This is a genomic window from Arthrobacter sp. StoSoilA2 (assembly GCF_019977195.1).
GTDB lineage: Bacteria > Actinomycetota > Actinomycetes > Actinomycetales > Micrococcaceae > Arthrobacter.
The window spans coordinates 2,989,031-3,007,500 of sequence record NZ_AP024643.1; the positions used below are offsets into that span (position 1 = coordinate 2,989,031).

At 62.2% G+C, this 18,470-nt stretch carries 19 protein-coding genes and 1 riboswitch; of the genes, 3 read left to right on the forward strand and 16 right to left on the reverse strand.

What is annotated here, in order from left to right; all coding sequences use genetic code 11:
• Nucleotides 1-55: 55 nt before the first annotated feature.
• From LDN82_RS13580 to LDN82_RS13630, 11 genes are all read right to left on the reverse strand, one after another.
• Nucleotides 56-766, reverse strand: a complete 711-nt coding sequence (locus LDN82_RS13580; protein WP_224090766.1) for a ribonuclease HII — start codon at nucleotides 764-766, stop codon at nucleotides 56-58.
• Between the two features lie 5 nt (nucleotides 767-771).
• A complete protein-coding gene (lepB, locus tag LDN82_RS13585; protein WP_224164578.1) occupies nucleotides 772-1,605 on the reverse strand; it encodes a signal peptidase I in 834 nt (277 codons plus the stop codon).
• A complete protein-coding gene (lepB, locus tag LDN82_RS13590) occupies nucleotides 1,606-2,280 on the reverse strand; it encodes a signal peptidase I (RefSeq protein WP_224090770.1) in 675 nt (224 codons plus the stop codon).
• An 80-nt stretch (nucleotides 2,281-2,360) separates the two neighbouring features.
• Nucleotides 2,361-2,714, reverse strand: coding sequence for a 50S ribosomal protein L19 (rplS, locus tag LDN82_RS13595; protein WP_014922079.1), 354 nt, complete (start codon nucleotides 2,712-2,714; stop codon nucleotides 2,361-2,363).
• Nucleotides 2,715-2,980: 266 nt separating this feature from the next.
• Entirely contained in the window at nucleotides 2,981-3,778 is a 798-nt protein-coding gene (gene trmD / locus LDN82_RS13600; RefSeq protein ID WP_224164579.1) for a tRNA (guanosine(37)-N1)-methyltransferase TrmD, read from the reverse strand.
• The gene (rimM, locus tag LDN82_RS13605; RefSeq protein WP_224090781.1) at nucleotides 3,779-4,330 is read right to left on the reverse strand and encodes a ribosome maturation factor RimM; all 552 of its coding nucleotides are present in this window, start codon (nucleotides 4,328-4,330) and stop codon (nucleotides 3,779-3,781) included.
• Nucleotides 4,331-4,461: 131 nt separating this feature from the next.
• Complete coding sequence (locus tag LDN82_RS13610) at nucleotides 4,462-4,704, reverse strand: RNA-binding protein (protein WP_144659985.1); 243 nt, start codon at nucleotides 4,702-4,704, stop codon at nucleotides 4,462-4,464.
• Nucleotide 4,705: 1 nt separating this feature from the next.
• Nucleotides 4,706-5,125 (reverse strand): 30S ribosomal protein S16, encoded by a 420-nt coding sequence (gene rpsP, locus LDN82_RS13615; protein WP_017199647.1) that lies wholly within the window; start codon nucleotides 5,123-5,125, stop codon nucleotides 4,706-4,708.
• A gap of 188 nt (nucleotides 5,126-5,313) precedes the next feature.
• Nucleotides 5,314-5,766 (reverse strand): hypothetical protein, encoded by a 453-nt coding sequence (locus tag LDN82_RS13620; RefSeq protein WP_224090783.1) that lies wholly within the window; start codon nucleotides 5,764-5,766, stop codon nucleotides 5,314-5,316.
• 107 nt (nucleotides 5,767-5,873) lie between these two features.
• Nucleotides 5,874-6,746: a VOC family protein gene (locus tag LDN82_RS13625; RefSeq protein ID WP_224164580.1), complete on the reverse strand. Its 873-nt coding sequence runs from the start codon at nucleotides 6,744-6,746 to the stop codon at nucleotides 5,874-5,876.
• Nucleotides 6,747-6,823: 77 nt separating this feature from the next.
• Nucleotides 6,824-7,906, reverse strand: coding sequence for an amidohydrolase family protein (locus tag LDN82_RS13630; protein WP_224164581.1), 1,083 nt, complete (start codon nucleotides 7,904-7,906; stop codon nucleotides 6,824-6,826).
• A gap of 96 nt (nucleotides 7,907-8,002) precedes the next feature.
• A riboswitch (TPP riboswitch) is annotated at nucleotides 8,003-8,110 on the forward strand.
• Here LDN82_RS13630 and thiC point away from each other — a divergent pair.
• Nucleotides 8,106-9,953 (forward strand): phosphomethylpyrimidine synthase ThiC, encoded by a 1,848-nt coding sequence (gene thiC / locus LDN82_RS13635; protein ID WP_275964515.1) that lies wholly within the window; start codon nucleotides 8,106-8,108, stop codon nucleotides 9,951-9,953. It overlaps the preceding riboswitch by 5 nt.
• Here the strand turns inward: thiC and LDN82_RS13640 are convergent.
• Entirely contained in the window at nucleotides 9,936-10,658 is a 723-nt protein-coding gene (locus tag LDN82_RS13640; protein WP_224164582.1) for an alpha/beta hydrolase, read from the reverse strand. The two genes, thiC and LDN82_RS13640, sit on opposite strands and share 18 nt — an antisense overlap.
• Nucleotides 10,659-10,767: 109 nt before the next feature.
• Entirely contained in the window at nucleotides 10,768-12,345 is a 1,578-nt protein-coding gene (gene ffh / locus LDN82_RS13645) for a signal recognition particle protein (RefSeq protein ID WP_224164583.1), read from the reverse strand.
• A 171-nt stretch (nucleotides 12,346-12,516) separates the two neighbouring features.
• Between ffh and LDN82_RS13650 the strand changes: the two genes are divergently transcribed.
• On the forward strand, nucleotides 12,517-13,917 hold the full coding sequence (locus LDN82_RS13650) for a glucose-6-phosphate dehydrogenase (protein WP_224164584.1): 1,401 nt from the start codon (nucleotides 12,517-12,519) through the stop codon (nucleotides 13,915-13,917).
• Between the two features lie 150 nt (nucleotides 13,918-14,067).
• On the opposite strand, the gene LDN82_RS13655 is transcribed toward LDN82_RS13650, so the two are convergent.
• Together LDN82_RS13655 and LDN82_RS13660 are read right to left on the reverse strand one after the other, a co-directional pair.
• A complete protein-coding gene (locus LDN82_RS13655) occupies nucleotides 14,068-14,406 on the reverse strand; it encodes a P-II family nitrogen regulator (RefSeq protein ID WP_223933265.1) in 339 nt (112 codons plus the stop codon).
• On the reverse strand, nucleotides 14,403-15,722 hold the full coding sequence (locus LDN82_RS13660; protein WP_224164585.1) for an ammonium transporter: 1,320 nt from the start codon (nucleotides 15,720-15,722) through the stop codon (nucleotides 14,403-14,405). Before LDN82_RS13660 ends, LDN82_RS13655 begins: the two co-directional genes overlap by 4 nt.
• A 227-nt stretch (nucleotides 15,723-15,949) precedes the next feature.
• On the opposite strand from LDN82_RS13660, the gene LDN82_RS13665 reads away from it, so the two are divergent.
• Entirely contained in the window at nucleotides 15,950-17,170 is a 1,221-nt protein-coding gene (locus tag LDN82_RS13665; RefSeq protein ID WP_224164586.1) for an MFS transporter, read from the forward strand.
• A 76-nt stretch (nucleotides 17,171-17,246) separates the two neighbouring features.
• On the opposite strand, the gene ftsY is transcribed toward LDN82_RS13665, so the two are convergent.
• Nucleotides 17,247-18,455 carry a signal recognition particle-docking protein FtsY gene (ftsY, locus tag LDN82_RS13670; RefSeq protein WP_224090795.1) on the reverse strand — a complete coding sequence of 403 codons (1,209 nt, stop codon included), beginning with the start codon at nucleotides 18,453-18,455 and terminating at the stop codon, nucleotides 17,247-17,249.
• Nucleotides 18,456-18,470: the final 15 nt, after the last annotated feature.

Consider the following 18,470-nt stretch of genomic DNA (forward strand, 5'->3'; position numbering starts at 1 on the left):
ACCATCTGCCGCGCACCGGACGCCATCAGCAGGACACACGCTGCCAAGCAAGCAGTCAGACAACGTCCGGCCCGGTGAGGTTCCAGCTTGTCCGGTGATAGGCACTGGGACCCTGCAGCCTGATCACTTCGCGATGGGCTGCGGTGGCGTAACCCTTGTTTTCGTTCCAGCCGTACGCCGGTACTTCAGAGTGGAGATCAACCATGATCCGATCGCGAGCTACTTTTGCCAAAACACTGGCAGCAGCCACGCTGAGACAGCTCATGTCTGCCTTTACCTTCGTGTGGACCGGAGCTTCACACCAGGGTCCTGTGGGTGCGGTGTCGAACAGTGAAGCTTGAACTTCCGGAGAAAGCCAGTTGTGGCTGCCGTCCAACAACACGACGTCGGGCGTGATGCCACCGGCCAGAATCTCACACCACGCCCGCGTTCCCGCCAGGCGCAGGGCAGCTATGATACCCACCTCATCGATTTCGCGGGCGGACGCATGTCCAACTGCGGACGCTACAGCCCAGTCACGGACCAAAGGCTCCAACCTGTCGCGATCCTCGGGCTTGAGCAATTTGCTGTCCCTGACATCGGCCAGAAGGGCGTGGTCCTGAAGATTGACCACTGCGATTCCCACACTCACGGGGCCAGCCAGGGCTCCCCTGCCAACCTCGTCCACACCTGCCAGCAGTCGAACCCGGGGAGACAGGAAGGAACGCTCGACGTCCAGGGTTGGAACGTCGGTCGGTGTCTTGGTTTTCAGCCGGGTGCTTCCCATGGCCGTTACTTTCCTGACGTGGCCGCGGGAACGTTCTTGAAGACATCCGGGTAATTGTCCAGCACCGTCCACCGGTTGACGGGCCAGGCGATGACCGTGGCCTTGCCTTCAACGTCCTCGATATTAATGAAACCACCATTGACTTCCTGGTGCGCCCGGGAATCGGCCGAGTGGTTGCGGTTGTCTCCCATCACCCAGACTTTGCCCTCTGGAACGACGATGTCAAACGGGTTGGGCTGGGGCACTTCCGCGGGATTGATGTATGTTTCGTCCACTGGCTTGCCATTGATGCTGACCCGACCCTGCGCGTCACAGCAGGAAACATGATCGCCCGGAAGCCCAATCACGCGCTTGACCAGGTGCTGCTCATTGTCGTCGGCTGCCAACCCGACGAATTCCAAAGTGTCGCCTACCCAATCAAGGGGTCCCGCCGGTTTCTTGAGAACTGCGGGCAGCCAACCTTGCGAATCCTTGAAAACCACGACGTCGCCCCGTTCCAAGGCGAAGGGCTCCGGCACCAGCAGATTGATGAAGATGCGGTCATTCACGTCCAAGGTGCTTTCCATGGATTCAGAAGGAATGTAGAACGCCCGGAAAAGGAAGGTCTTGATAAGGAAGGAGAGCACTATGGCAATGGCCACGACCGTGACGATTTCCTTCAGCCATCCAAGGACAGGGGTCCTGTGGGGCTTTTCGCCCTCTTCGGATTTGTTGCCGGTATCGTCAGCAGCGTCAGCGACCGGGCTGGGCTCAGCCACTCCGGCCACGCCAGCCGTTCCGTCCGAGAGCCGCGCGTCGTCGTCGTGCCGCTCGGGATTCTCGGGAACTTTGTCCGGCATTTATTGTCCGTTCTTTGATGGTTCGGCCTGCGCGGAGCGAGGCACCTCTGCAAATCTATCAAGGGGCCAGATAATCTGGACCGGTCTGCCGATCACCCGGTCAAGCGGGACCATTCCCCCACCGGGCGCTCCCAGCAGTCCGCGGGAATCAGCAGAGCGGGATCGGTGGTCGCCCATCAGCCAGAGCCGGCCCTCGGGGACTACGACGTCGAACTTCTGTTTGCTGGGTTCGTCTCCGGGATAAACATAGGGTTCCTCAAGTACCTGACCGTTCACTGTGAGGCGGCCGTCGGGGGAGCAGCACTGAACGTGGTCACCCGGAACCCCAATAACCCGCTTCACATATGTGGTGTCGCTTCCCGTGAGCCCGAACCACTGGCTTGCTGCAGCAGCCGCATCAACAAGGGGACCCTTACCGCTGCTGAGCGGGGCGAACGACCCACGCCCATCAAAGACAACCACGTCTCCACGCTGGATGGGCCCGGCGGTGAACGCCGTCCGCGAAACCAGGATCCTGTCCCCCGTGCCCAGCAACGGCTCCATGGACTCGGAAGGAATGTAGTAGACGTCGATCCACAAAGAGCGGACCAGGCCACTGATTGCGACGGCAAGGACCAATGCCAGCAAAACAAAACGCCAGCCCTGTTTCCGGGGCTGGCGTTCTGATGTGTCCATGACTCGTATCCCTGTTGCGTTGCGGATTGCTCCGGAACAAACCGGGCACGGATCCTGGACCCGTTGCGTAAGTCGTGGACTTACTTCGCGAAGTCGCGCTTTTCCTTGATCTTCGCAGCCTTACCGCGCAGTGCGCGCATGTAGTAAAGCTTGGCACGACGGACGTCACCCTTGGTGACGACCTCGATCTTGTCGATGATCGGGGAGTGTACCGGGAAGGTACGCTCTACGCCGACGCCGAAGGAAACCTTGCGCACGGTGAAGGTTTCACGAACGCCGTCACCCTGGCGGCCCAGGACGAAGCCCTGGAATACCTGGACACGGGAGTTCTTGCCTTCGATGATGTTGACGTGAACCTTGAGGGTGTCACCCGCGCGGAACTCGGGAACATCGTTACGCAGCGAGGCTGCATCTACGCTATCGAGGATATGCATTAATCCACTCCTGGTGAACGCCACAGGTCATCCACTTTGGGTTACGGCGGACAAGCCCGCGGCACAAAGCCAACCGGAAATCTCCGCCGAAGTTTCTTAGTGTCCGATTCCGCCACTGATTGGCGGCACCGGGTTGTCCGGCTGTTGGCTTCGCTCCCCCTGTGGCAGGTGCTGGCCCAGCAGACACAAGGGTTAATTCTGCCACACGCCCCGGCATCGGGCCAACTATGCTGACTCGCAATGCCCGGGGGCGGGCAGCGGGTCCGCTATGTCGCATTGCTTTCCGTGCGGCGGCGCAGGCGACCATCCACGACGTCGTAACCCAGGTCCGCGAGTGCGTTGCGGTCCGCACGACTCAACTGACCGGCGTCGAAGTGGTCAAGGAGGTCCGGACGGCGCTCGGCAGTGCGACGGAACTGTTCGTGACGCCGCCACTGCGCGATTTTTCCGTGATTGCCGCTGAGCAGGACCGGAGGCACTTCGTGGTCCCGCCATGAGGACGGCTTGGTATACACCGGATACTCCAGCAGGCCGTCCGAGTGGGATTCTTCAACGAGCGATTCGGGATTGCCCACCACGCCTGGAAGCAAACGACCGATGGCTTCCACCATGGCCAGGACAGCAACTTCGCCGCCATTGAGTACGTAGTCGCCAAGGCTGACAGGCCGCACTGTGAAATGCTCGTGGGCCCAGTCGATGACGCGCTCGTCAATTCCCTCGTACCGCCCGCAGGCAAAGACCAGCTGTTCCTCTTCGGCGAGCTCATAGGCAAGGGCCTGGGTGAACCTTTCCCCTGCCGGCGAAGGCACGATCAGCACAGGCTTGGTGCCCTCACGAACCGCGGCGACCGACTCGAGCGCCTGCGCCCACGGCTCGGGCTTCATCACCATGCCGGCGCCGCCCCCGTAAGGAGTGTCGTCCACGGTCCGGTGCTTGTCAGTGGTGAACGTCCGGAGGTCGTGGACGTTAAGTTCCAGGAGCCCATCCTGGCGTGCCTTGCCTATCAGCGAAAGTTCAAGCGGGGCAAGGTACTCAGGGAAGATGCTGACGACATCGATCCTCATTCAGGCATCATCCCCGGCGCCGTCCCTGGACTCCCCGGCCGTGTCATCGTTGATTTCGAAGAGACCAGCAGGCGGTGTGATGAGAATGAAGCCGTCCTCGATGTTGACCTCAGGCACGATCTCATCGACGAAGGGAACCAGGATTTCCTTCCCTTCCTCCGTCTTAATGGTCAACAGGTCCTGGACCGGCAGTGTGGTCAGAGCGGCAACTTTGCCCACAACCTGTGAGCCAACCCGCGCCTCCAACCCTACGAGTTCGTGCTCATACCAGCCTTCGTCGTCTTCGTCATCGAGTTCTTCGGTTTCGATGAAAAGCTTCGCACCACGGATGGCCTCGGCGGCGTTGCGATCTGCAATCTCTTCGAAGCCCAGCAGGAGGATGTCTTTGTTCCATCTGGCGCTTCGGATGGTCAGCGGGCCCGCAGAGGCCGGCTCGACGACGAATTCGGTTCCAGCGACGAAGCGCTCGGAGGGGGCGTCGGTGAGCACTTGCACCGTCACCTCGCCGCGTATGCCATGGGGTTTGCCGATCCGGGCCACCTGGAGCTGCATGGGTTCCTCTGAATTCTCGTTGTGCCCGCGCTGCCGGGCAGCAGCGGAAGTGAAATGATCGATAAAGCAATCCGGCCCCTCCACCATATTCGGTGAAGGGGCCGGATCTAAGACAAGTATTGCTGAGCGCGTTACCGGCGACGATCGGTGTCGACGACGTCGACCCTGACCTGCTCGCCACCTGCCAGGGCTGCAACCACAGTGCGCAATGCGCGTGCGGTACGTCCCTGACGGCCGATCACCCGTCCGAGGTCCTCCTGGTGAACACGCACCTCAAGGGATTCCCCGCGGCGGTTGTTCCTGGCACTGACCTTGACATCCTCAGGGCTGTCAACGATCCCACGGACCAAGTGCTCGAGCGCTTCTGCCAGCAATTTACTCAGCCTCGGTGGTCTCTGCTTCAGCCTCGGCCGGAGCTTCAGCTTCGTCCTTCTTGGCCTTCTTGGTGATGGCTTCCGGAATGATGACGGAACCCTTCTCCGGGGCTACGAAGGCTTCCTTCGGAGCTTTGGTCTTCAGGGTGCCTTCCTGGCCCGGCAGGCCCTTGAACTTCTGCCAGTCACCGGTGATCTTAAGGATCGCGGCAACCTGCTCGGTCGGCTGGGCGCCAACGGAAAGCCAGTACTGGGCGCGCTCGGAAGCGACTTCGATGTACGACGGCTCTTCGGTGGGGTGGTACTTGCCGATTTCTTCAATGGCACGGCCATCGCGCTTGGCGCGGGCATCCATGACGACAATGCGGTAGTACGGTGCGCGCATCTTACCGAAGCGCTTAAGGCGAATCTTTACGGCCACTTTTGTGGTCACTCCTGTTTCTGAAACGGGGTTGAACCCGACGTTCTGCACCCGTGGGGCGGGCCATACTTGGGGGTTCGAAAGGACAAGATTTGGGCACGGAGAGAGGGGCCGTGCCAATCAAGTACCTGACCATTGTGCCAGATGCGGGAAGTAATTACGACTTTCGCCACTCCCGGCCCCAACGGTCAGACAGACCAGACGTAGAGCCCTGACCGCTCCGCTTTTTCCACGTCAGTAGCCAAGGAGGCCAACTGCTGCACGTACCGACGCGATTCGTCCGCGCCAAAAGGCATGTCTTCCTGCGCTGCCCAGGCCGCAGCGACGTCGTCAAGAACGTTCCCGTCGCCTTCGCTTTCGTACGTCAGCAGCTCGGCAAGCGCCCTCACCATCGCCTCTGGAACACCAAGGAGTGCGTCGCTGGTGACGTCCACCAACGCCAGTTCGTAGTCTGCGCCGGCAGCATGAACGGCTTTGCCGGCAAGGTCACCCAGTTGCTCGACCTCAAAGTCGGTGATGCCATCAATCCTGACGGCGGGACCGGTAACGTCGGCGCCCCGGTCCAGGGCAGCCGCCCTCTTGAGGGCTTCATCGTGGGTGGCTACAAAAATTTCGGCAAAGCCCATGGAGAGTGCTCTCATTCGTTCGTGCTGACGGGGCGGCGGCAAGGGCCCGGGGGGCGAATACCGTCAAGACCCAGCCTAGTGCAGTCCCGGCCCATGCCCTCGAAAAGGCAGTGGGAGGTTGCTTAGCGAACTGCCACGCTCAGATTGTTGCGCCAGGGGTCTTCGAACTGCAACTCCAGGCCCGTATGGTGGTTCGCCACGGACGCAACTTTCAGCCGGTCAGCCAGTGCGGCGACATCCTCGGCAGATGGAACCTCGATCAGGACTTCGCCCAGGCCCAGCGTATCCCTGCGGGGCCCGGCCCCCCGGCTGTTCCATACGTTCATCGCCATATGGTGGTGGTAGCCGCCCGCAGAAACAAACAACGCCTGCCCATGCCAGCCCGCAGTCCTCTCAAAACCCAGCGTGTCCACATAAAAATCCTGGGCGGTCTGCACGTCACCTACCTGAAGGTGCACGTGCCCGACGCCGGCAGCGGCTTCCCGCTGGCCAGTCACGGCAGCCTCGCTCAAGTGCTGCTGGAGGAAACGCTGCGGCGGCAAGGCAACATTGTCCATCACCACATTCTTGCCATCCCACTGCCAGACATCGCGCGGCTTGTCGTAGTAGAGCTCGATGCCGTTGCCTTCCGGATCGGTGAAGTAGAACGCTTCACTCACCAAATGGTCGGCGCTGCCCACAAAGGCGCGCGGTTCGTACTGTGCCGCCGTGGCGATGGTGGCTGCCAGGGAAGGCTGGTCCTGGAACAGGATGGCGGTATGGAAAAGCCCCGCTTCCCCACGGCCTGGAATCTGCAGGCCGGCCGCGGGAGCGAGGTGGACTACAGGCTTGCCCAGTCGTCCCAGGTACAGCCCGCCATCCTGCTCGGCCACGATCTCCAAGCCCAAGGCCCGCTGATAGTAGTCACTCATGACCTTCATATCGCCGACCTTGAGCATGACCGTGCCCATGGTGAGTTCGGCAGGAAGGAGATCCTGGTTGGATGTCGTCGTCATGTGAAGCTCCCGGTTCATAGGTGGCCGCCCTTCGGCACGTTCTACCTATCTAAATTACTTGAAGCTTCAATTTATTCCTAGTAGACCACTTCCCCGCGAAGGACTACATGGTTCAGGCTTGCCACAGTTGCGAGGTTCTCCCTGGGATCATCCCGGCACAGCACGACGTCGGCACTTGTCCCTTCGCTGATGGCCTCGGCTCCCAGCCACTCCCGTGCGCCCCACGTGGCGGCGTCCAGTACGGCAGTGGCTGGCAGGCCGGCGTCGTAAAGTTCCTGCATTTCATCAGCGATCCTGCCGTGCTTGATCACACTCCCTGCGTCCGTTCCCGCGTAGATGCGAACACCGGCTTCAAAGGCCTCGAGCACCCGTTCACGTCGTCGCTCCCAGAGCCGGGTCATGTGCTCGGCGTAGACCGGAAACTTAGGTGCGGCCTGGACTGCGATATCCGGAAAAGTCGCGATGTTTACCAACGTAGGAACAATCGGGACAGACTGCTCCACCAGGCGGGGAATGTGCCGGGGCAAAAGGCCGGTGGCGTGCTCAATGCAGTCAATCCCGGCGTCGAGCATGTCATCAATAGTGTCTTCAGCGAAGCAGTGGGCCGTCACCCTGGCCCCTTCGTCGTGGGCGGCAGCAATCGCATCCCGCACCACGTTCCGAGGGAAGGAAACCGCGAGGTCGCCGGCACCGCGATCGATCCAGTCGCCCACGAGTTTCACCCAACCGTCCCCATCCCGGGCTTCCTTGCGGACTGTTTCCACGAGTTCGCCGGGCTCCACTTCGTGACCCAATCCACGCAGGTAACGCCGGCTCCGGGCGATGTGGCGCCCGGCACGAAGCAGCCGTGGGAGATCCTCCCGCCGCTGAACCCAGCGTGTATCGCTTGGCGAGCCGGCGTCACGGATCATCAACGTGCCGGCTTTCAGGTCGGCTTGGGCCTGGGCAAGGGTTGTCTGCTCATCAACTGCCCCGCCGACGCCAAGTCCAATGTGGCAATGGGCGTCCACAAACCCAGGGAGGACCCATCCCTCCAGTATGGAATCGGGTGCGGCAACGGGACGTTCGAACGTCAGGTTGCCATCAACGGACCACAGCCCGTGCCGTTGGTCGTCTCCTGCAACAAGCACAGGACCGGTGAATTCGATGATGTTGGCCATGGCAAAAGCCTAATCTGCCCTGCATGACACAGGTTTACCAACGGGTCTGCGTTTGGATCATGACTGGGCCCCGGATCGGAGCTGTGGTAGCTTCGTCTACGACCACACGGGGGCCCCTGCAGGGGCTGAGATCGGACTGAAGCAGTCTGCGACCGTTGAACCTGTCCGGGTAATGCCGGCGAAGGAAGTGAGTAATCCTTTGAGCACCACCGAAACACAGCACAGCCCTGCCGAAAACCAGGCCAACACCAGCGAAAAGGCGGCTGAAACCGTCACGCAGTCGCTGAAGTCCCATTCGCTGGCCTGGCTGGAAGACCCCGCCAACGGCATTCGCGTCCCCGTCACGGAAATCGCGCTTGAACCGTCCCCAAACGGTGAGGCAAACGCTCCGCTGCAGGTGTACCGGACCGCGGGGCCCGGCAGTGATCCCGTAGTGGGCCTGGAGCCCTTCCGGGCCGCATGGATTGAGGGCCGGGGCGACACGGAAGCCTACTCCGGCCGCGAACGGAACCTGCTCGACGACGGCAAGTCGGCCGTCCGCCGAGGCGCAGCGTCAGCTGAGTGGAAGGGCGCGCAGCCGGTGCCCCGCCGCGCCGTCGAAGGCAAGACCGTCACCCAGATGCACTACGCCAGGAAGGGCATCATCACGCCTGAAATGCAGTTCGTGGCGTTGCGTGAGAACTGCGAAGTTGAACTCGTCAGGAGTGAAGTCGCCGCAGGCCGGGCCATCATTCCCAACAACATCAACCACCCGGAATCCGAGCCGATGATCATCGGCAAGGCATTCCTGGTCAAGATCAATGCCAACATCGGCAACTCCGCCGTCACGAGCTCCATTGCCGAAGAGGTAGACAAGCTGCAGTGGGCCACCCAATGGGGTGCCGACACCGTTATGGACCTGTCCACCGGCGATGACATCCACACCACGCGTGAGTGGATCATCCGCAACTCCCCCGTGCCCATAGGAACTGTCCCGATCTACCAGGCCCTGGAAAAGGTCAACGGCGAGGCCAATAAACTCACGTGGGAGATCTTCCGCGACACCGTGATCGAGCAGTGCGAGCAGGGTGTGGACTACATGACCATCCACGCCGGCGTGCTGCTTCGGTACGTGCCGCTGACAGCCAACCGCGTCACCGGCATCGTGTCCCGCGGCGGTTCGATCATGGCGGGTTGGTGCCTGGCGCACCACCAGGAAAACTTCCTCTACACGCACTTCGATGAGCTGTGCGAAATCTTCGCCAAGTACGATGTCGCCTTCTCCCTCGGTGACGGGCTGCGCCCGGGCGCCACGGCAGATGCCAATGACGCCGCCCAGTTCGCCGAGTTGGACACGCTCGCCGAACTGACCCAGCGGGCATGGGAATTTGATGTCCAGGTAATGGTTGAAGGACCCGGGCATATTCCCTTCCACTTGGTCCGCGAGAATGTGGAGCGCCAACAGGAACTCTGCAAAGGTGCCCCCTTCTATACGTTGGGACCGCTGGTCACGGACGTTGCTCCCGGCTATGACCACATCACCTCGGCAATCGGTGCCACAGAAATCGCCCGCTACGGCACCGCCATGCTCTGCTACGTGACTCCCAAGGAGCACCTGGGGCTGCCAAACAAGGACGATGTGAAGACCGGTGTGATCACGTACAAGATCGCAGCGCACGCGGCGGACCTCGCCAAGGGACACCCCGGCGCAAACGAACGCGACGATGCTCTCTCCAAGGCCAGGTTCGAGTTCCGTTGGCGGGACCAGTTCGCACTGTCCCTGGACCCTGTCACCGCCGAGGCATTCCACGACGAAACACTGCCAGCGGAACCGGCGAAGACCGCACACTTCTGCTCGATGTGCGGACCCAAATTCTGCTCGATGCGTATCAGCCAGGACATCAGGGACGAGTTCGGTTCGGCCGACGCGCAGGCAGCTATTGCGGGGATATACGACGGCATGCGGGAAAAGAGCGAAGAATTCCTGGCTTCAGGTGGCAAGGTGTACCTGCCTGAGCTGCAGCTCCCCTCTACCCACGCGGCCGGAGCGTCAGGAAACCTTAACTGACCTCGTCCGGACAACCTCGGCCACAAATGAGCGAATAATCCGGTCGCCATCCACCGAGTCCTGGGGCCGGTGCCCTCCAGCTGCTACGCGGCGGAGGGCACCGGTGTCCTCCAGGTACCCGGCGATTTCTTCGTACAGGGGCTCCCACCCGCCCGTAAGGACGAGGGTAGGCACGCCGGGAACGATGTGCAGGGGCGCCTCCCAAGGAGGCGCCTGAAGCCGGAGGCGACGTGCGGAACGGCGGGCTTCGGGTGTGTCCAGCCCACTGGCTTCGGCCGAAAATGCACGCCTGAAGTACTCGCGTTCGTAGTCGGCATCCTGAACCTGGTTCCGCACGTCAAACAACGGCTCCATGAGCGAACGATGGAATGTGGTGGCCGGCAGCTCGGCGGTCAAGGATAAACAAGCCGGTTCAACCAGTGTCAGTGAGTGCACCAGGTCCGGGCGTTCAACTGCTGCGAGCATGGCAGAGATTGCACCTTGCTCATGCGCCACGACGTGCCCGCCCCCGGCGTCCTCCAGCGAAGCAACGACGATGCCGATATCCGCAGCGACGTCCGATTCCAGGGGTTCAGCGACGGGATCGAAGCCGTGCCGGCGGAGGAAAAGTGCGTCATATGACAGGGCCATGCCGTGCTGCCTGGGCCATGCCGAGGCGCCAAAGCTCCCCAGACCGTGGACGAAGACTACGCGCTGCTTGTGCATGGATTCACCCTAGTCCAGAGCCCTGACATCGCTGCCCAAAAACAGTTGGCGCCGTTATGTGCATTCATAACGGCGCCAACTGTCACAGTGTTGAGTCGGAGGTTCCGGGTTACTTGCCCAGGAACTTCTCGAAGCCCTTGGGGAGGTTCAGCGTGGACGGATCGAAGTCCGCAGCGCCCTGACCGAACGCCGCTCCTGTAGGAGCTGCCGAGGCCGCGTTGGCACGTTTGGCTTCGGCCTCCCGGAGTTCCTGGGCTGCCTTTGCCGGGTTGCCGGAGCGCGCCTTCTTCTTAGGAGCGTTCTTGGCACCCTTGCGGCCGCCACCGGGGCCACCCATTCCAGGCATGCCCGGCATACCGGGCATGCCGCCCTGGGCCATCTTCTTCATCATTTTCTGGGCCTGGGCGAAGCGCTCCAGGAGGCCGTTGACCTCGGAGACGTGCACACCTGAACCCTTTGCTATGCGGGCCCGGCGGGAGCCGTTGATGATTTTGGGAGCCACGCGCTCGTGCGGCGTCATGGACCTGACGATCGCCTCGACGCGATCGATTTCGCGTTCGTCGAAGTTCTCCAGTTGCTGGCGGATGTTTTGGGCACCCGGCATCATCATGAGCATCTTCTTCATGGAACCCATGTTGCGGATCTGCTGCATCTGGGCCAGGAAATCGTCCAGGGTGAAGTCTTCCTGGTCGGCGAACTTCTTCGCCATCCGGGCAGCTTCGTCCTTGTCCCAGGCCTTTTCAGCCTGTTCGATCAAGGTCAGGACGTCACCCATGTCCAGGATGCGCGACGCCATACGGTCCGGGTGGAAGAGCTCGAAGTCGTCCAGACCTTCACCGGTGGACGCGAACATGACCGGCTTACCCGTGACGGACGCAACCGAAAGTGCGGCACCACCGCGGGCATCGCCGTCGAGCTTGGACAGCACGATGCCGGTGAAGTTAACGCCGTTGTCGAACGCCATGGCCGTGTTGACGGCATCCTGGCCGATCATGGAGTCGATCACGAAGAGCACTTCGTTCGGGATGATCGCCTGGCGGATCCGGCGTGCCTGGTCCATCATCTCGGCGTCGACGCCAAGGCGTCCGGCGGTGTCAACGATCACGACGTCGTGCAGCTTCTGGCGTGCTTCCGCCACACCGGCGCTGGCAACCGCCACCGGGTCACCGGCCGGGTGCTCCAACTCCGAGGTGGCTCCGGGGTGAGGCGCAAAGACAGGAACGCCTGCCCGCTGGCCGACAACCTGGAGCTGCGTCACGGCGTTGGGCCGTTGGAGGTCGCAAGCTACGAGGATGGGGCTGTGGCCTTGGGCCTTCAGCCACTTGGCGAGCTTGCCGGCAAGGGTGGTCTTACCGGCACCCTGGAGGCCGGCAAGCATGATGATAGTGGGGCCGGTCTTGGCCATCCGGATACGCCGGGTTTCACCGCCGAGGATCTCAACGAGTTCCTCGTTGACAATCTTGACGATCTGCTGGCTCGGGTTCAGCGCACCCGACACCTCAGCACCCAGAGCCCGCTCGCGGATCCGCGAGGTAAATTCGCGGACCACCGAAACGGCAACATCCGCGTCCAACAGGGCGCGGCGGATCTCCCGGACGGTGGCATCGACATCAGCCTCGGAGAGGCGGCCCTTGCCACGGAGGTTCTTGAAGGTTGCTGTCAACCGGTCAGAGAGTGAATTGAACACGCGCCGTGCACTTCTTTCGATGGTCTGCGATTGGCGGCCAATGCGGCACGCCAGAGTCTTGACTTAATCCTGCCCCAACAAATTTGCCTCAACCCCAACAAATCTGCGCCAATCAGGGGACTCGACTATCTAGGGTACCAAGTCGCACCTGCAAGATGGCATGCTGGCACAGTGACCAGCAAAACAACTGTGAAAACGTTGCTCATCCTCGGCGCATCCGGGGACCTTACGGGAAGGCTGCTCCTCCCCGGACTTGCAGGGCTTATCGCCACGGGCAGGGCGCCAGGTTTGCGGCTGGTGGGCGCGGGGTCCGACCCCTGGTCGCCGGAACAATGGCAGGAGAGGGTCACTGGAGCATTTGCGGCTGCGTCAAAGGCAGCCGATGCGGGCGGGCGTAATGCCTTGGCAAACGTGGCCGAATCCACCGAGTACCACCAGTTGGACGTCACGGCCGACGGCCCGCTGGCAGACCTCCTGGCACGCTTGGAGGGACCCATCGCCATCTACTTCGCCCTGCCGCCCCACGTTAGCCAGAAGGCATGCGAGGTCCTGCGGCGCGGGCAATTGCCAGCCGGCACGCGCCTGGTGTTGGAAAAGCCCTTCGGCTCGGGCAGTGAATCTGCACGCGAACTCAACCAAACGCTGGCCACGCTGGTCCCGGAGGACCACATCCATCGCGTTGACCACTTCCTGGGCAAGGCCACAGTCCTGAACATCCTTGGCTTGCGCTTTGCCAACCGGTTCCTTGAGCCAGTGTGGAACCGCGACCACATCGAAAAGGTGGAAATCGTCTTCGACGAGGACCTGGCACTTGAAGGACGGGCCCGCTACTACGACGGCGCTGGTGCCTTGCGTGACATGATCCAAAGCCATTTGCTGCACATCATGGCGTTTATCGCGATCGATGCACCAGCCAGCATCGATGAACGTGATCTCCGTGATGCCGTGGCCACGGTCTTGAGGGCCAGCAGCGTCAAGGCCCCTTACCGCGAGTCAACCCGGCGGGCACGCTATGCGGCAGGAACCCTCGGCGAACGGACAGTGCCGGACTACACCGCCGAGGAAGGCGTTGATCCTGCCCGCAATACCGAAACGCTTGCCGAGGTGCGGGTGGACATCGATAACTGGCGTTGGAAGGGCGTTCCCTTCCTTTTGCGCTCCGGTAAAGCCATAGGGCGCCGGCGGAAGGAAGCGGTGATCACTTTCCGTCCCGTACCGCACCTGCCCACGGGGTTCTCCGGCGTGGACTCCCCCAACCAGCTGCGGATTGGATTCGGTCCGGATGTGCTCCAACTCGACGTCGATGTGAACGGCCCCGGGGACATCTTCACCTTGGACCGCGCCAGCCTCGTGACCGAGCTCAACGAGCCGGGCATGTTGCCATACGGCGAAGTCCTTGAGGGCATCGTCACCGGCGATCCCCTGCTTTCAGTCCGGGGCGACACCGCCGAGGATTGCTGGCGAATCATAGAGCCGGTCCTCCGGGCATGGGAGCGGGGCGCCGTCCCGTTGGATGAGTACGACGCCGGTAGCACCGGACCCGCGGACTGGCCTACCGCCGTCGCGCCTTAACGCAACGCGGGGTCACTTAGGGCCCATAAATGGCCTCACCACGGGCCGTAAGTGACCCCGCGTTGCTTCAGCAGGCCGGGGACGCAGAAGGCGGGCCGGGTACCTTTACTGGTACCCGGCCCGCCTTGTGTATGAACCTGGTTTCAGGACCTAGATGGCGGCTGAGCCGCGCTCACCGGTCCGAACCCGAACTGCTTCGTAAACATCCACGGTCCAGACCTTGCCGTCTCCGGCACGTCCTGTGTTGGAGCTGGCGATGAGGACATCCAGGATGTCATCTGCCTGCTCGTCCGTGGCAAGAACCTCGATGCGGATCTTGGGCAGCAGGTCCACGTTGTACTCGGCGCCGCGGTACACCTCGGTGTAGCCGCGCTGCCGGCCGTAGCCGCTTGCCGCGCTGACCGTCAAACCCTGGACCCCGTACGCTTCCAGGCCTTCCCGGACTGCTTCGAGCTTTTCCGGGCGGACGATCGCTGTAATGAGCTTCATGCCTGGACACTCTCCTTGCCTTCGGCGGCAGCTTTCTCTTCAGACTTGCCCGTAACAAGGTCGTGCAGCGGCTGGAAGCTTCCGCCGTGGCCACCGACGCCGAACTCGTAGGCAGTCTCGGCGTGGAGGCTGAGGTCGACACCCACGCTCTCCTGCTCGGTGGAGACCCGGAAGCCCATGGTCTTGTGGATTGCGAAGGCAATGATGGCCGTCATGATTGCCGAGAAGGCAATTGCGACGCCGGCAGCTGCGAGCTGTGCCCACATCTGCGTCATGCCGCCACCGTAGAAGAGGCCACCGCCAACGCCGTCGACAGGAAGGGCGATGAAACCAAGAGCCACGGTGCCGATGATGCCCGACACGAGGTGGACGCCGACAACATCCAGGGAGTCATCGAAGCCCCAGCGGAACTTCAGGCCGACTGCCAGGGCTGAAGCGACACCGGCTACAACACCGAGTCCAAGGGCACCCACCGGGCTGACATTGGCGCAAGCGGGAGTGATGGCAACCAGGCCGGCGACCACACCGGAAGCTGCACCCAATGAGGTCGGGTGGCCATCGCGGATGCGTTCGGTGACGAGCCAGGCGATCATGGCTGCGGCGGGGGCCGCCAAAGTGTTGATCCAGATCAGGCCGGCCTGCTCAGCAGTGGCTGCTGCACCGCCGTTGAAGCCGAACCAGCCGAACCAGAGGATGGCTGCACCGAGCATGACGAACGGGATGTTGTGCGGGCGGTGGTTCGGGTCCTTGCCGAAGCCGCGGCGGTTACCGATGATCAGAACGAGGACAAGTGCTGCAACACCGGCGTTGATGTGCACCACGGTGCCGCCTGCGAAGTCGATGGCCGGGCCAAGGGCCTTGCCGATCGCGCCTTCGGGGCCGAACAAGCCGCCGCCCCAGACCATGTAGGCAAGCGGGCAGTAGACCAGGGTGACCCAAACGGGAACGAACAGGCTCCAGGCGCCGAACTTGGCGCGGTCTGCGATGGCGCCGCTGATAAGGGCTACCGTGATGATGGCGAAGGTGGCCGCGTAGCCGACCTTGATCAAACCATCGGGTGTGGTGATACCTTCAAGGCCGAAGGTGGCAAACGGATTGCCCACGATCTCCATGAAGCCTTCGCCTGAGCTCATCGACGCGCCCCACAGCACCCAGACCACACCCACGATGCCGATGGAGATGAAGCTCATCATCATCATGTTCAGGGCTGCCTTGGCGCGGGTCATGCCGCCGTAGAAGAATGCCAAACCGGGAGTCATGAACAGCACGAGTGCCGCCGCCACCATGACCCATACGTGACCTGCGGTAAGTTCCATGGTGCACGTTCCTCTCTTGCTAGATCTGCGGTTCAACCGCCGTCCTGACGCCGTTTTGCGTCCTGCTTAAGATTTTTGTGCCGCCGTGTTTCGCCTGCGCAGGTTTTACATTGCGGGCTCGTTACAACAACCTCCCCAACGTAAATGGTGCATATCACCGTTGTTACGGATATGTTTCATGCGTCACACTTCCCCGCAAATACCCAGAATTGAAGGACCCGCACCGCATGACTGAGTCGCCCAGATCCGTTGAAGATCCAAGGATCCGGCGGGAGAAGGAACCGCTGCCCCGCGACATCAAGGTGATGTTGGCGGCAGCGTTCTTAATTGCGCTGGGCTTCGGGCTTGTAGCGCCGGTGCTCCCCCAATTCGCCACCACCTTCGACGTTGGCGCCACCGCCGCCGCCGTCATTGTCAGCATCTTCGCTTTCATGCGATTGGTTTTCGCCCCGGCGGGGGGCTCACTCATCGGACGCTTCGGTGAGCGGAACGTGTACGTATCCGGCCTCTTGATCGTTGCCGTTTCCACTGCCGCCTGTGCGTTCGCCCAGAATTACTGGCAGCTGCTGATTTTCCGGGGCCTTGGCGGAGCGGGTTCCGTAATGTTCACAGTCGCCGCCATGGGGCTGCTCATCCGTCTGGCACCGCCGGAACGCAGGGGACGCGTATCAGGTGCGTACGCATCGGCCTTTCTGATAGGCAGCGTCCTGGGGCCGGTTGTCGGTGGCCTCCTGGCAGGCTTCGGCCTTCGGGTACCGTTCCTTGCCTATGCGGGAGCTTTGCTCCTCGCGGCGCTGGTTGTCCGCACCATGCTTAGCGGCGAGGGTACCCCCGGTCAGGATGCCACCCCCTCTCCGCCCATGACATTGAAGGAGGCGCTGGCCGACTCAGCCTACCGGGCGGCTGTCTTTTCCAGCTTCGGAAATGGCTGGGTCACCTTTGGCGTCCGGATGGCAACCATCCCGCTCTTTGCCGTCGCGGCGCTTCAGTCGCGGCCTGAGACGGCGGCGTGGGCATTGGCCGTCTTTGCCGTGGGCAATGCCATTGCTTTGACGTTCTCCGGGCGCCTCGCCGATGCCTGGGGCAGGAAGCCCCTGCTCATTCCCGGTCTTGTCATCACTGGCCTCGCCACCGGTGTCATCGGATTAACCACAGACCTTCCCGCATTTTTCGCGGCTTCCGCTGTGGCGGGCTTCGGTTCCGGCTTGCTGGGCCCGGCCCAGCAGGCTGCTGTCGCTGATGTCATAGGCCGGGGACGCTCCGGCGGCAAAGTACTGGCGGTCTTCCAGATGGCCGCAGACACCGGTGCCATCATCGGCCCCGTCGTAGCCGGGATCCTCGCCGACCGCCTCGGCTACGGGCTCGCCTTCGCTGTCACCGGCGGAGTTCTGCTGCTCACCGCCGCTGGCTGGCTGGTGGCGCGGGAACCCCTTAAAAGCAAAAACTGACCGGCAGGCAGCGATTGCCCTCACTGAGGACCACCGCTGCCGGCCAGCCAGCGTGGAGACTTTGGTTGAACGGGAACTAGTTAAGCAGGGCGTCCACAAAGCCCTCCGCTTCGAACGGCGCGAGGTCGTCCGGACCTTCGCCGAGACCGATGAGCTTGACAGGCACACCCAGCGACTTCTGGATGGCGACCACAATGCCGCCCTTGGCCGTGCCATCCAATTTGGTCAGCACAATACCTGTGATGTTGACCACCTCGGCAAAAACCCGTGCCTGGTTCAGGCCGTTCTGACCAGTGGTGGCGTCAAGGACCAGCAGGACCTCGTCCACTTCAGCCAGTTTCTCGATCACGCGCTTGACCTTGCCGAGTTCGTCCATGAGGCCGGTCTTGTTCTGCAGGCGGCCAGCGGTATCCACCATGACGACGTCGACCTCCTGGTCGATGCCCGCTTTGACGGCTTCGTAGGCAACCGAGGCGGGGTCGGCGCCGTCGATGTCGGACTTGACGGTGGGTACGCCTACACGCTGGCCCCACGTGGCCAACTGCTCAGCAGCTGCGGCGCGGAAAGTGTCCGCTGCACCAAGCAGCACGTCCTTGTCCTCGGCCACGAGCACGCGCGCCAGTTTGCCGACGGTAGTGGTCTTGCCCACGCCGTTGACACCAACAACAAGCACGACGGCGGGTCGGTCACCCTTGCGCTCGACGTTGAGGGAACGGTCCATCGTGGGATCCACGAGCTTGATGAGTTCTTCGCGGAGCATGGCTTTGACATCCTCCGGACTGCGGGTGCCCAGCACTTTAACGCGTTCCCGGAGGGCATCGACCAACTGCATGGTGGGCTCGGTGCCGAGGTCGGCCAGGAGCAGGGTCTCCTCAACCTCGTCCCACACGTTCTCGTCGATTTTGTCCCCGGACAGCAGAGCCAGCAGACCCTTGCCCAGAATATTGTTCGATTTCACCAAACGGGCGCGAAGGCGGGTCAGGCGGCCTTCCACAGGCGCCGGCGTCTCTACAGCGATAGTCTCCAACCCGGCTGCATCATCCGGAACATCAGCACCTTCGACTCTTTCGTCGAAGGTAGGGGCAGGAGGTGCTGTTACGGCATCCGGCCGGTCCTCCACAAGGGTTCCGCTGCCTGCAGCCGATGACTTAACAGGGTCATTGGCGTCCCGCGTTCCAGGGTAGTTGGCACCGGACTTCCGGGCCTTCATCAGTACCGGCACCAGCCCGCCGACCACGACGAGCGCAGCGACAATGGACAGAATTATGGGTAGGAAATCGTTCACTCCCCTACCTTCTCA